At 59.5% G+C, this 13,810-nt stretch carries 10 protein-coding genes and 1 pseudogene; 10 read left to right on the top strand and 1 reads right to left on the bottom strand.

The genetic code is table 11. The annotated features are described in order from the left end of the window. Positions 1–885: 885 nt before the first annotated feature. The 5 genes from MAIT1_RS09345 (at position 886) to MAIT1_RS09325 (ending at position 8,023) form a co-directional block, all read left to right on the top strand. Positions 886–1,884, top strand: a complete 999-nt coding sequence (locus MAIT1_RS09345) for an HD domain-containing phosphohydrolase (RefSeq protein ID WP_085441994.1) — start codon at positions 886–888, stop codon at positions 1,882–1,884. A gap of 52 nt (positions 1,885–1,936) precedes the next feature. Then, complete coding sequence (locus MAIT1_RS22450; RefSeq protein ID WP_085441993.1) at positions 1,937–6,238, top strand: PAS domain S-box protein; 4,302 nt, start codon at positions 1,937–1,939, stop codon at positions 6,236–6,238. Between the two features lie 30 nt (positions 6,239–6,268). Continuing rightward, positions 6,269–6,661 (top strand): response regulator, encoded by a 393-nt coding sequence (locus MAIT1_RS09335; protein WP_085441992.1) that lies wholly within the window; start codon positions 6,269–6,271, stop codon positions 6,659–6,661. Between the two features lie 137 nt (positions 6,662–6,798). Then, entirely contained in the window at positions 6,799–7,764 is a 966-nt protein-coding gene (locus MAIT1_RS09330) for a permease (protein ID WP_143814749.1), read from the top strand. A gap of 22 nt (positions 7,765–7,786) precedes the next feature. Continuing rightward, positions 7,787–8,023 (top strand): thioredoxin family protein, encoded by a 237-nt coding sequence (locus tag MAIT1_RS09325; RefSeq protein ID WP_085441991.1) that lies wholly within the window; start codon positions 7,787–7,789, stop codon positions 8,021–8,023. Positions 8,024–8,450: 427 nt separating this feature from the next. On the opposite strand, the pseudogene MAIT1_RS09320 reads toward MAIT1_RS09325, so the two are convergent. Beyond that, positions 8,451–9,492: pseudogene (locus MAIT1_RS09320) on the bottom strand (IS110 family RNA-guided transposase). Between the two features lie 412 nt (positions 9,493–9,904). Between MAIT1_RS09320 and MAIT1_RS09310 the strand changes: the two are divergent. The 5 genes from MAIT1_RS09310 to MAIT1_RS09290 all read left to right on the top strand — a co-directional run bounded on the left by MAIT1_RS09310 (position 9,905) and on the right by MAIT1_RS09290 (position 13,802). Further along, on the top strand, positions 9,905–10,264 hold the full coding sequence (locus tag MAIT1_RS09310; RefSeq protein WP_143814748.1) for a hypothetical protein: 360 nt from the start codon (positions 9,905–9,907) through the stop codon (positions 10,262–10,264). Positions 10,265–10,397: 133 nt separating this feature from the next. After that, complete coding sequence (locus MAIT1_RS09305; protein WP_158089408.1) at positions 10,398–10,850, top strand: rhodanese-like domain-containing protein; 453 nt, start codon at positions 10,398–10,400, stop codon at positions 10,848–10,850. A 177-nt stretch (positions 10,851–11,027) separates the two neighbouring features. Then, positions 11,028–11,465 (top strand): DsrE family protein, encoded by a 438-nt coding sequence (locus MAIT1_RS09300; RefSeq protein ID WP_085442042.1) that lies wholly within the window; start codon positions 11,028–11,030, stop codon positions 11,463–11,465. Positions 11,466–11,739: 274 nt separating this feature from the next. Next, entirely contained in the window at positions 11,740–13,323 is a 1,584-nt protein-coding gene (locus tag MAIT1_RS09295) for a polyphosphate kinase (protein WP_085441987.1), read from the top strand. A gap of 176 nt (positions 13,324–13,499) precedes the next feature. Continuing rightward, entirely contained in the window at positions 13,500–13,802 is a 303-nt protein-coding gene (locus tag MAIT1_RS09290; RefSeq protein WP_085440078.1) for a transposase, read from the top strand. The last annotated feature ends 8 nt before the right edge of the window (positions 13,803–13,810 follow it).

Below are 13,810 nucleotides of genomic sequence, written 5' to 3'. Positions count from 1 at the left end.
GCCTGCGCATTCGCAAACAATCGTTTCTGTCTCAGTCGCGACGACCTTTGTGGACGGGCTCAGAGTCGAAATTGAGGTGAAAATTACACCGCAAATGGACGCTGTGCTCCTGTCCTATAATCAATCAATACCAAAACGGCACAGAACGACCTATGTTGTGTGACATAGGTCCGGCTTGCGCTGACTATTGGCCGCTGAGTGGTCGGCGGTGGGTCTGGGGGCTGCGCCCCCAGCGCCAATGCTGTGCAATCCAGGGCAGAGCCCACGATTCAGCAGGATTGCCGCATCGAACTCGCGCAGCGAGCCCGAAGGGTGAGGGCCATGGATGGCCCGCATCACGGTGTGGCTGTTGATCTTGGGAGCCCTCGATATCTTCCATTCCCACAATCGCCAATGTCCAATTTTGAAATCGACTGACTATAGCAGGCGGCAAGAGTCACACTGAGATATGAATGGTTGGATGTAAGTTATTTCTGATCGGCGTGGTTGCAAGAAGAGAGCGCAGAAATAACTTGGCGTTAGCTAAGCCAGAGATGCGGATAAGCGCTTATGCAGGACATCAGTTTTGAACTTAGCCCTGGCCAACGGAGTCTAGGCGGTATAGTGTTGATGAATGCATGTCATTACAATTATGTGATGTAAATTATCAGTTCCTGACTATTCCTCATGGGGGGGCAATCAGTTGCGGCGCGAGTCGCCATAACCTCCCGTTTGATTGTTGGCAATGGTCGGCGCCATTCAAGGCGTCTGTCCAACACCCATCCAATTACGCAGTCCTGGTATGGTCCGAGCGATCCGTCCAAGCCAGAGGGAGACCTCCAGCGGAGTGATCGCGGCGCCTAGCGCCTGGACCCTGTTCACAGCGTGCATTGTGTGGGTGGCGACATGCCGAATCGTCCAATCCTGGTCGTCGATGACGAACCGATCAATCTCGCCGCTCTGCGCGGGATTCTCTCCCCCAACTACCCCTTGATCTGCGTAGAGACCGGCGCAGCTGCGCTGCACTGCGCCCGAGAGAGCGCGCCATCGCTGATTCTGTTGGATATCCAGTTGCCGGATCGCGATGGCTACGCGGTGTGCGCGGAACTCAAGCAGGACGCCGACACCGAATCCATCCCAGTGATTTTCGTCTCCAGCCTCAAGGATGTGGGCGATGAGTCCAAGGGCTTCGCCGTGGGCGGAGTCGACTACATCGTCAAGCCGCTGTCGCCGGAGATTGTGCTGGCGCGGGTGGCCACGCATCTCTCCCTGGTGCGCTCTCAGGCGTTGCAGAAGAGCTGTCAGGAGGCGATCACCATGCTGGCCCAGGCTGGCCACTACAACGACACCGATACCGGCGCGCACATCTGGCGCATGGCGGGCTTCTCGGAAGCCCTGGCCAAGGCGGCGGGGTGGAGCGCCGAACAGGCGGAACAGTTGCGCCTGGCCGCGCCGATGCACGACATGGGCAAAATCGGCATTCCCGACGCCATTCTCAAAGCGCCGCGTAAATTGACCGCCGAGGAGTGGGTGGTGATGCGCACCCACTCGCAGATTGGGCATCAGATTCTCAGTGAAAGCAGTTCGGGGGTGTTCAAATTGGCAGCGGAGATTGCGCTCAATCACCATGAGAAGTGGGACGGATCCGGCTACCCTAACGGGCTGGCGGGCGAGGCGATCCCCCAGAGCGCGCGGATTGTGGCCATCGCCGATGTGTTCGATGCGCTGACCATGGCGCGACCCTATAAAAATGCGTGGCCCATCGAGCAGGTGGTGCAGCAGATCCGGTCCGAGGCCGGGACGCACTTTGATCCGGATCTGGCGGCGCGCTTTTTAGAGATTGTTCCACAACTGCTCAGCATCAAGGCGTTTTGGGATGCCCGTGAGCAGCCTGCGCTGCACTGACTGAGCGAACGCCTGAGAGTTTGCGTTGTATCGCCCTGTGAGGAGATTGGCGATGTGCCCGTTTTCCATCAAGCCTGTGAAGCAGGATAAGAGCATCACTCCCAACGATCACGCCAAGTTGAGCCTGCGGGATCGCCGTGTGATCAGCCGCGCCATTCTGCTGTGGCTGCCGTTTGCCGCGGTGGTGTTCCTTTCGGTGGCGGCCTATGAGCAGTTCAACAAGGCGCACTATGTGGATCTGGTCAAGACCAAGGATATGGCCTTTGTGGAGGACAAAGTCAGCGCGTTGCGTTTCCGGCTGGCGTGGATCGAAAAGGATATTCTGTTCCTGGCGCGCCTGTTCGAGGATTACAAACTCTCCCATGACGGCAAACATCTGGCCACCGATGAGCTGGAGACCCAGATCGCCAGTTTTGTCACCTATCGCAAAAACCTCTATGACCAGGTGCGCATTATCAATCGCGAGGGGCAGGAGATCGTGCGCGTCAATGGGCGCGGCGCCGTCTCCATTACGCCCATGCACAAGCTGGCCAGCAAAAAAGATCGCTACTATGTGAAGGAGTCGCTGGCGCTGCGCCCGGGCGAAGTGTTCATGTCCCGCTTCGACCTGAATGTGGAGGGAGGCCAGGTGGAGCGCCCGTTTGTGCCGATGATCCGCTTTGTCACGCCGGTGGCCGATAAGCATGGCGAGTCGGGCGAACTGGTGGTGATCAACTACAAAGGCGATGACCTGATTCGCCGCATCACCAAGCAGAGCGCCAGCGACGGCTCCCAGTTCTGGATGCTCAATAGACAGGGCTACTGGCTCTACAGCCCGGACTCCAATCAGCAGTGGGGCTTTATGTTGCCGGAACGCTCGGATCAGCGGGTGGAGAACCACTATCCGGACATCCTGGATCGGGTCTACTCCAACCGTGAAAGCGGGCAGTTCTTCTATCAAGGCGGGTTGGTGACCTACACCGTGTTCGACCCGTCCAGATACCTCTCCAACAGCGGCATGTCCCTCAAAGCCCATGATGAAGAGAAGTGGTATTTTTTTACCTATTTGAGCAAGGAGGTGTTTGAACAGAACGCCGAGGGCATCGGTTGGTTTGTCATTGTCTCCTCCAGCATCACCAGCCTCGTGCTGCTGGGGCTGGTGTGGTTCAACGCCTTCGCTTCGGTGCGGCGGGGAATGGTGGCCAAAGAGCAGGAGGAGTCGGAGAAGCAGTTCCGCAGTCTGCTGGAGTCCACCCCCGACGCCATTCTGGTGAGCGACGTTGCGGGGCGGATCGTGCTGGCCAACCAGCAGGTGACCCTGCTGCTGGGCTATTTCCCCGATGAGATGGTCGGCCAGTCGGTGGAGATTCTGGTGCCGGAGAACGTGCGCGGCCATCATGTGGCGCTGCGCGAGACCTACGCCAACAATCCGCGCCGCCGCAGCATGGGCGAGGGGCGCGACCTGTATGCCCAGCATAAGAACGGCTCGCTGGTGCCGGTGACCATCGGTTTGAACACCATTGAACTGGGCGATGAAATCCTCATCATCAGCCAGATTCGCGACGTGCGCGAAATGCAGACGGCGCAGCGGCGGATTGAGGACTTGAACAAGGAGCTGGAGCAGCGCAACCAGCAGATTCTCGATCAGATTCACGACTCGGTGATCACCACCGACCTCAATGGCCTGATCAACAACTGGAACCGCGGCGCCGAGCGGCTGTTTGGCTGGAGCCGCGAGGAGATGGTGGGCAAGCACATCGGCGCGCTCTATCCCAACGATCAGCAGATCTTCCTGGCGGAGAAGGTGATTGCGCCGCTCAAGGAGAAAGGCGATCACGAAATCGAAGTGGTGATGCGCAATCGCTCCGGCAAGCTGTTCTATGCCCACCTGTCGCTCTCCATGCTCTATGACGCCCACAAACAGCCGGTGGGGATGATCGGCTACTCCATCGATATCACCCAGCAGATGGAGGCCAAGAAGGCGATCCAAGCCAGTGAGGCGCGCTATCAACGCGCCGAGCGCGGCGCCAACGACGGGCTGTGGGAGTGGAACGTGCCCACCGGCGAGATGTACTACTCGCCCCGCTGGCTGGAGATCTTCGGCTATGTTCCCGGCGAGATTCCCTATCGGGTGAAGATCTTCAGCGACATGGTGCACCCGGAGGATATGCAGCGGGCCAGAGAGGCGGTGGACGCCCACTTCGATGATCATCAAGAGTACAACGTTGAGCTGCGCATGCGGCACAAGGCGGGCCACTACGTGTGGGTGCGCTCGCGCGGCTTTGCGGAACGCGATGAGTTTGGCAAGCCGGTGCTGATGGCGGGCTCCATTACCGATATCACCGAATACAAACAGTTGGTTGAGCAGTTGGAGCAGGAGAAGGGCAAGGCCGAGGAGGCGAACCAGTACAAGAGCCAGTTCCTGGCCAACATGTCCCATGAGATCCGCACCCCCATGAATGCGATTCTGGGGCTGGCCTATCTGCTGGAGAAGGCGGGATTGCCCGACGATGCGCATCAGATGGCGTCGAAAATCTGCCGCGCGGGCCATTCGCTGCAGGTGATCATCAACGATATTCTCGACTTTTCCAAGCTCGAAGCGGGCAAGCTGGAGATCGAGAACGCGCCGTTCCTGCTCACGGAGATTCTCGACAACCTCTCCACCATCATGGCCGCCAGCGACAAGAATCCCGCGGTGGAGTTCGTCATCGTGCCGCCGGTGATGCCTATGGCCAACCTGCTGGGCGACGCCTTGCGCCTGGAGCAGGTGCTGATCAATCTGGCGGGCAACGCCATCAAATTCACCAGCCGCGGCTCGGTGGTGGTGCAGATCGATGTGGTGGCGCAGAGCGCGCAGCAGGTGACCTTGCGCTTTGCGGTCAAGGACACCGGCATCGGCATCTCCGAGGAGGCGCAAAAGCGGCTCTTTTCCGCCTTTACCCAGGCCGACAGCTCCACCACGCGCAAATTTGGCGGCACCGGTCTGGGGCTGGCCATCAGTCGTCAACTGGTTGACTTGATGGGCGGCCAGATGATCTTGACCAGTCAAGAGGGGCACGGCAGCGAGTTCGCCTTTGAACTCACCTTTGCGCATGAGCAGGACTCCCGCAGCGCACAGCCAGAGATGGATGGGCTGCAGGTGCTGGTGGCCGATGACAGTCCCATCGCGCTTAACGCCCTGATGCGCAGTTGCCAGGCCGTGGGCTGGGAGGCGCAGGGGGTGAACAGCGGCGAAGAGTTGCTCACTGCCCTGGAGCAGCGCGACCCGGAGTGTGGCGACGACAAACTGGTGGTGGTGCTGGATTGGCAGATGCCCGGCATGGATGGCCTGACCGTGGTGCAGCGGATTCAGGATATGTGCGGCGACAAGCTGTTGCCGGTGATTATGATGGTCACCGGGCACGACAGCCAAAAACTGGCCAATGAGCCCAATGCCGGCATCGCCAACGCCGTACTCAGTAAGCCGATCACCTCGTCGATGCTGTATGACGCCGTGGCGCGGGCCAAGTGCGCCAACGGCGAGATGAGCGATCAGCGTTCCTGCCAGCCCCCAGGGGGGCGACGTCTGGATGGGCTGCGGCTGCTGGTGGTGGATGACAGTGAGATCAATCGGGATGTGGCGCTGCGCATCTTCAGCATCGAAGGGGCGCAGGTGGCGCTGGCGGAGAATGGCCAGGAAGCCGTGGATATGCTCCTTGAAGACAGGCTCCAGGTGGATATCGTGCTGATGGATATCCAGATGCCGGTGCTCGATGGCTATGACGCCACCGCAAAAATTCGTCAACAGGCAGAATTCGCCAAGCTGCCCATCGTCGCGCTGACGGCGGGGGCGTTCAAGAAGGATCAGGACAAAGCCTGCAACGCCGGCATGGACGGCTTCATACCCAAGCCGTTCAATGTGGATGCGGCGGTGACCACCATTCGTTTGCTGGTGGCGGAGCGCACGACGGGCGCAGAGGCGGCGCAACAGGACGTCGCCACTGATGCGCCTGAAGCGCAGGAGGCGGAGCCAGAGCCAGAGGCGAAGTACCCGGGGTTGGATTTGGATATGGGGCTGATGATCTGGCGTCAGGAGGAGCCCTACAAGGAGTACTTGCAGAAGTTCCGCACCGACTATGCAAATCTGATCACAGATCTCTCTGACGAGTCTCTGGAGGCCTCTGCCCGGCTGGCGCACAAGGTGCGCGGCGCGGCGGGGAATCTGGGGCTGCCCGATCTGGTGGTGGCGCTGGGCGCGTTTGAAGCGCAAGTTGAGGATGGCGCAAACGACGGTAAAGCGTTAGCTTTGCAGATGGAGGGGGTGTTCCAAACCACCATGGCGAGCATTCACGCCTATGTGGTCGGTGACGGGGAGAACCCAAACGCCGCCCCATGATTTTATCCAAACGGGTTGGAGAGAAGCGATATGGGTCAAATTGATAAGCGTGTGGTGTGGATTGACGACGATGAGATCTCCCTGGCGCTGGCGCGGCGCAATCTGGAGGATCTGCAAGTTATGGAGTTCCACCTATTTGACAACGTGCTGGAGGCGTTGGCGTATATCCAAAACGACCCGCAAGGGGTGGCGGTGGTGTTCAGTGATATTCACATGCCGGAGATGGACGCCATCGAGCTGATTCGCGCGCTCTCCAAAACCGGTTTTAAACAGCAGTTGGTGCTGGTCTCCGGGGCCAATGAGGAGATGAAGGGCATCGCTCAGAGCACCGCGCAGGCGTTTGGATTCGGCCCGGTGAAAATGTTGGGCAAGCCGTTCCAGTATGAGCAGATTGGCGCGCTTCTCGCGGGCGACTCCGCCTGAGACGACGTCTGTGCGCGCCGGTTGCTCCCGGTGGGTCGCAGGCGTATCCTGGTCGTGATCATGCCGCTCTGCCCAAACCGGCGCAGGGCCGAGCGTGATGCTGGCGGCAGCGCAGACGTGCGCCGAGGAGTGTGGCGGTGCTGGAGGTCTTTACCAAGTTGGCGGATGGCGTCGTTTTTGACCTGCTGGGCTTGACGCCGGGTCAGAAGCTCACCGAATCGCTGCACTTTTTCATTGAGGACGTAAGCAAGATTTTCGTCCTGCTGACGTTGATTATCTTTCTCATCGGCTTCTTCCGCTCCCTGGTGTCGCCGGAGCGGGCGCGCAAGCTCATCGGCGGTCAATCGCCGTGGATCTCCTACCCCCTGGCCGTGGCGTTGGGCGCGGTCACGCCGTTCTGCTCCTGCTCCTCGGTTCCCCTGTTTATCGGCTTTCTGGAGGCGGGCATCCCCCTGGGGGTGACCATGGCCTTCCTCATCACCTCGCCCATGATCAACGAAGTGGCGGTGCTGGTGCTGGCCTCCACCATGGGCTGGACCATCGCCGGGCTCTACGTGGTCACCGGGCTCACGGTGGGGCTGTTGGGCGGGCTGGCCATGGCCGCGCTCAAGCAGGAGCGCCATGTGGAGGAGTATGTGTGGAAGATCCGCATGGGGCAGGCGGCGCTGCCCGCAGTGGACGCCAGCTTGCGCGGTCGCCTGCAGTTCGCCGGCGCGCAGGTGCGGGAGATCGTCGGACGCATCTGGCCCTATGTGTTGGGCGGCGTGGGCGTGGGCGCGCTGCTGCACGGCTATGCGCCGCAATCCTTCTTTATCGAATACGCCGGTCCCGATAACCCCTTCGCGCCGCCGCTGGCGGTGTTGATCGGCATTCCGCTCTACTCCAACGCCACCGGCGTGATTCCGGTGGCCGAGGCGCTGCTGGCCAAAGGGGTTCCCATCGGCACTGCGCTGGCGCTGATGATGAGTGTGGCGGCCATCTCCCTGCCGGAGATGATCATTCTGCGCAAAGTGATCAAACCGCCGCTGATTGCGCTGTTTATCGCCTGGCTGTTCGTGGCGTTTGTGGCGGTGGGCTATCTATTTAACGGGCTGTTCGCCTGAGACGCGTGAAAGGAGAACGGAGATGAAACAGGTCAAGGTGTTGGGTTCCGGCTGCAAGAACTGCGAAACCACCGCGCGCATCATCACCGAGCAGGCGCAGCAGCTCGGCGTGGAGATCGAGTTGGAGAAGGTCACCGATATGGCGCAGATCATGGGCTATGGGGTGATGTCCACTCCCGGCGTGGTGGTGGATGGCCAGGTGGTCCACGCGGGCGGTCTGCCCAGCGCCGCCGATGTGGTCAAGTGGCTGGCGGCGTGAACTTTACAGGTGGGCGTGTTCCTAATAGACGCTAGCATTCAAAAGTGAACACATGGGTGGGTGAAGATATCGAGGGCTTTGCCCTCTAGCTCCCAAGGTCAACACCAAACCGTGGGCTCTGCCCATGTATGGTCCGCTCCGCCACAGCAAGAGAAAATATCCATTGATGTGTGAGGCTTAGTTGCGCCCATGTATCCGGCCTGTTGATGAGGGGCTTGTCGCCCTCTGGCCCTGATGGAATTTGCGCGTGGCCCTCCTCAACACACCCTCGACCTCTATGGGCCCTTGGGCAGAACAGGTTTTTGGCCACGCAGGGCTATGCCGTTTCACGCCATCAATCTCGACTCTCTCTCGCAACCTGGCTGGTGGGATCTCTTGTTCTTTCCTTATCGGCCTGTTTTTCTTTTAGAGTTGTATTGCACTCTCTCTACACAGTGGCTCTGACCTGATAGGCCTCCTGCTTCACCAGCATCGCCCATGCGCTGCGCGCCATGCGGTTGGCCAGCGCCACCACCGCTTTATTCGCGCCGCGGCGTTCCGACACCGACACCACCCACCGGCTGCGGCGGTCCGGCTTTTTCTCCGCTACACGCAACACCGCCCGCGCGCCATGAATCAACAAGGTGCGAAGATAACCATTGCCACGCTTGCTGATCCCCGTCAGCCACGCCTTGCCCCCTGTGGAGTGCTGATTGGGAACCAACCCTATCCACGCCGACAGCTCTCGGCCATTCTTAAACGCCCGCACATCCCCCACCGACGCCAACAGCGCCGTCGCCGTGATTGGCCCCACTCCCGGGATCGTCATCAGCAATCGACACTGCGGCTCCGCCTTGGCCAGCGCCTCAATCTCACGCTCATATTTGCCGATGCGCTCATCCAAATGCGCCAGCTCATCGCGCTCATCCTCCAGAATTACGCGAAAATTGGCGCTCATTTCCGAGCTCTCATCACTCAAAATCAGCACAATCGCCCGCCGCGCCTGTTTGATGCTCTTGGGAAAGACAATCCCATACTCGGCAAGCAGTCCGCGAATCTGGTTCACCAACGCCGTGCGGTTCTTCACCGCCAGACTGCGCACCCGATGCAACGCCAAAATCTCTTGCTGGGCAACGCTTTTGATCCCCACAAAACGCATATTCGGACGCTGGACCGCTTCGCAAATCGCTTCGGCGTCCACGCTGTCGTTCTTGCCGCTTGACGTAGGGCTTCACATATTGCGGCGCCATCAGACGCGTCTCATGCCCATATCCCTGAAATTTCCGCGCCCAATGGTGGGCGCCGCTACTGGCTTCCATCCCCACCAGGCACGGCGGCAGTTGCGCCATGAACTCCAGTAACTTATCTCGTTTCAAGCGCTGTTTCAGAACGCTCTTGCCGCGCGCATCGACGCCATGCAACTGAAACACGCTCTTGCCCAGATCAATACCCAGTACCCGTACCTGTCCGTTTTCGATATGATTGCTCATGGTCCGCTCCGACTCCGTTGAGATGGAAAAACACACCACCATCTTGGCCCATTGCGAGGCCGTTTGGGTAGCGGAGCGGACCATTCCATTACACCCGCTGGGGGCAAAGCCCCCAGACCCCGCCGCCGACCAGTCGGCGGCCAATAGTCAGCGCATGACGGGCCTATGTCACGCAAACATTTGAGTGTTTGGATGTGAGTCATTCTGAATTCAAGCGACTATATCGCGCGCGTGGCGCTTGGCTATTGATCTGATAACGCAAGGCAATTGACAATACCTGGGCGCCTGCCCATGCTGTGGCGCTGTGGCGGGCGCAGGTTTTGCGCCACGCCCTGGACAACCTCTCGCTAACAAGGTCGCACCGATGTATGAATACATGTTCTTTCATGAAGATATTCAAGCTCAATTTATAATGTTTTTGCGCGAAAAAGGGGTCGTAGCGTCAGCCAAATCCGACGAATTGGGGCATCTGGTGGAGGTGAGCGAAGAGATCGACGACGCCCTGCTTGACGCGGTGGAGGCGCGCTATGACCAACTGATGGATGAGACGGAAAGTTTGGTCACCAGTGAAGACGCCGAGAGCTTTGCGGTGAGCGGCATCTGGGTGACGTTGGGCGATGGACGCCGCAGTTTCGCCCCGGTGGAGGTGGCGTTGATGCAGAAGCTCAACGCCGCATTGGACTTGCCGGAGATTCAGACGCTGGTGGAGGCCATCGTGCAGGCGGTGGAGACCCCGGATGACCGTCCCTTGTGCAAGCGCCACGAGGGGTAAACGCACGATACGCGGCGATGGTTTCGCTTGCCGAGAGTCCGCATCAGGGGGAACCAAAAAAAGGGGAGCGACGCAGGGTTCTGTGTCGTCAGCGAGAGCGCGCCGCAAGGCGTCAACGCAGGGGGGGCGTGAAATGAAGGCGCAAGTGAGAGCGTGGAACGGATTACGGGTGTTGCTGCTGGCGCTTGCGCTGATTGCGCCACTGACGCCGGTGTGGGCTTCCGATGACGCCGACGTGCCGGATGGCGATATTCCGCAATCGGTGGATGAGGCGACCACCATCGACGCCGCTGCCGCTTACGCCCTGTGGCAAAAGGGAGTGGCATTCGTCGATGTGCGCAAAGACGCGCGCTGGGCGACGGGCCATATTCCCAACGCCACGCACCTCTATCTGGACAAAGGGTTCAGCGCTGAGAGTCTGGCGCAGGTGGCGCAGCCGGACCAGGAGGTGGTGATCTACTGCGATCGCGGCGTACTCAGTTCGGTGGCGGTGGAGACCGCGGTGTTCTGGGACTACGCCAAACTCTACTACTTCCGTAACGGCATGCACGCTTGGTCCGCTGCGGGTTATCCTGTTGAGAAATAAACGCTGACAGCTTTGCTCTGCGCCTTGCGCGGAGACTGAGCGCTGGATGCAAACCGTATTCGAAACAAGAATAATTCCCCTTTCTCTGGACCTCTGTGAGGAAATTTGGCAGGATCGCTCCAGGGGCGGAGTTCAATATAAGAACTCCTTTATATTCTTATGTTTAAGGGGATGTTTATGAACAAGTTTCTGACGCTGGCGTGTGCGGGGGTGATGGCTCTGACGGTGTGGGCGAGCCCGGCGCGCGCAGGCGACTTTGATCCTGAACACAAGGTGGTGATCCAAGTCAGCGAGAACGATCCGCAAACATGGAAAATTGCGCTGAATAATGCGGTGAACATGCAAAAAGACTACGGCATGGATAACGTCGCCGTGGAGGTGGTGGCGTACGGTCCCGGTCTGGGGATTCTGACCGCCAAGAGCCCGGAAGCGGCCCGCGTGGTGAGCTTGAGCAAACAGGATATTCACTTTACCGCCTGCGGCAACACCATGAAGAAGGTGGAGCGCAAAACCGGCAAGGCCCCGGTGCTGTCGGAGGGCGTCAGCGTGACCCCGGCAGGGGTGGTGCGCATCATTGAGTTGCAGGAGCAGGGCTACGCCTACATCCGTCCGTAATAGGCGCTCACCTCTGTCCAGTCGAGAAAAAGAGCCCCGGTTTTAGGGGCTCTTTTTCACTTTTCAGGCGTGTGCGGGCACGCATATCAAGGGGCTGCGCAGCACGTTTGTTGGCGTGGGAGGAAACGGGCCAACTGACCGCTTGATATGCTGAACAATTTTTTTTATGGTGATCGCCCGGGCGTGGATTCTCGTCGCTTCCCGGTTGGCTGTTGCGTCCTGTTCATCCCATCCCGCTTCGCGTTGGGCTCATTGACTCAAAAGGTCTCACATCATGTTTGAAACCGCCGAACTCGGTCAGAAGATCTCCAAAAAAGAGTACGACGCTGTCGCGGGCGCCATGCGCATTGAGATGTTGGAGCTGCAGCAGCGGCTGCGCAAATTCAATCTGCCGGTGATTCTGGTGTTTGCCGGGGTGGACGGCGCAGGCAAGAGCGAGACGGTCAACACCATCAACGAGTGGATGGACCCGCGTTGGATGGTCACCCACGCCTATTCCGAGCACTCCGATGTGGAGCGCGAACGGCCCGAGTATTGGCGTTACTGGCGTGATCTGCCCACCAAGGGGCAGTTCGGCATGTTCCTGAGCTCCTGGTATTCGCAACCGGTTTTGGATCGGGTCTACAAGCGCACCGATGAGGATAAGTTTGAAAACCAACTCAACCGCATTCTGGCGTTTGAGAAGATGCTGTGCGATGACGGCGCGCTGGTGATCAAGTTTTGGATGCACCTGGGCAAGGAGGCGCAGCGCAAGCGTCTGAAGGTCCTCGAGAAGGATCCGCTGCAGAGTTGGCGTATTACCAAAACCCACTGGAAGCACTTTGAGATGTACGACCGCTTTATTCAGGTCTCCGAGCGCGCCATTCAGCGCACCAGCACCGGTCCGGCGCCGTGGACCTTGGTGGAGGGGGCGGATTCGCGCTATCGCATCTTGAAGGTGATGACGGTGATTCGCGATCTGGTGACCCAGCACCTGGATGACACCGAGGTTCACCTGAAGGCCATGGCCGCCGCCAAAGCTGCTGAAGCCAAAGCCGCCAAGGCCGAAGCCGAGGCCGAGGCGGAATCCAAGCAGGAGGATGAGGCCGAGACCGTGGACGAGTTGGTGCGCCGCGGGCGGGAGAAAGTGCGCGGCGCCAGCGTGCTGGCCAATATGGATCTGACCAAGGCGCTGGACAAGAAGAGCTACAAGGTGGAGCTGTCGCGGGAGCAGGCGCGGTTGAACGGGCTCTATCGTCGGGCGCAGGCGCGCGGCATCTCCTCGCTGCTGGTGTTTGAAGGCGCCGATGCGGCGGGCAAGGGGGGCGCGATTCGGCGCACCACCGCCGCCATGGACGCCCGCGATGTGCGCGTGATTCCCATTGCCGCGCCCTCCGAGGAGGAGCGCCGTCACCACTACCTGTGGCGCTTCTGGCGGCATCTGTCGCGGGCGGGCAAGGTGACCATTTTCGACCGCTCCTGGTATGGTCGGGTGCTGGTGGAGCGGGTGGAGGGGTTCGCCACCGAGTCCGAGTGGCGCCGCGCCTACGCCGAGATCAACGACTTCGAGGAGCAGTTGGTGCAGCACGGCATCGTGCTGGTCAAATACTGGATTCAGATCTCCGACGAGGAGCAGTTGGCGCGCTTCAAGGCGCGTGAAGAGACGCCCTATAAGCGCTGGAAGCTCACCGACGAGGATTGGCGCAACCGCGACAAGTGGGGCGAGTATGAAAACGCCGTCAACGACATGGTGGAGCGCACCTCCACCCACATCGCGCCGTGGACCCTGGTGGAGGGCAACAGCAAATACTATGCGCGGGTCAAAGTGGTGCGCACCTACTGCGACGCCTTGGAAAAAGCGCTGAAAAACGCCGGATAATTCTCGGCGTACATCCTGATCGAGCAAAAAAGCCAGCGTTGCCGCTGGCTTTTTTGCGTTTGAGCGTTGCACAAGGGCGCCGATAGTCGTTTGAATCCAGAGTGACACTGTTTCGGCTCAGTTGGAAAATGACAAACAAGCCGTTTATAATGTGTAGATAATAAGCGGAGGTTTGTATGGAACGGAAGAAGCGGAGATTTACGGCTGAGCAGAAGGTAGGCTATGTGCGCCGTCACCTGGTCGAGAAGGTGGTTCTCTCGGATCTGTGCGACGAGGCGGGCATTCAGCCCAGCCAGTACTATCGCTGGCAAAAGGCTTTGTTTGAGAACGGCGAAGCGGCCTTGTCTGATAAACGCGGCCAAAAGGCTTGTGACCGACAGATTGCCGAACTAGAAGCGAAGTTGGCAACCAAAAATGAAGTTATGTCCGAGCTTCTTGAGGCGCATGTTGCGCTAAAAAAAAGTCTTGGGGTGAGCTGAACGGCTGC

The sequence above is a fragment of the Magnetofaba australis IT-1 genome (assembly GCF_002109495.1).
In the GTDB taxonomy this organism is placed as follows: Bacteria; Pseudomonadota; Magnetococcia; order Magnetococcales; family Magnetococcaceae; genus Magnetofaba; species Magnetofaba australis.
Note: the sequence above shows the minus strand (reverse complement) of the source record. Positions and strands in the feature narration are given on the sequence as shown.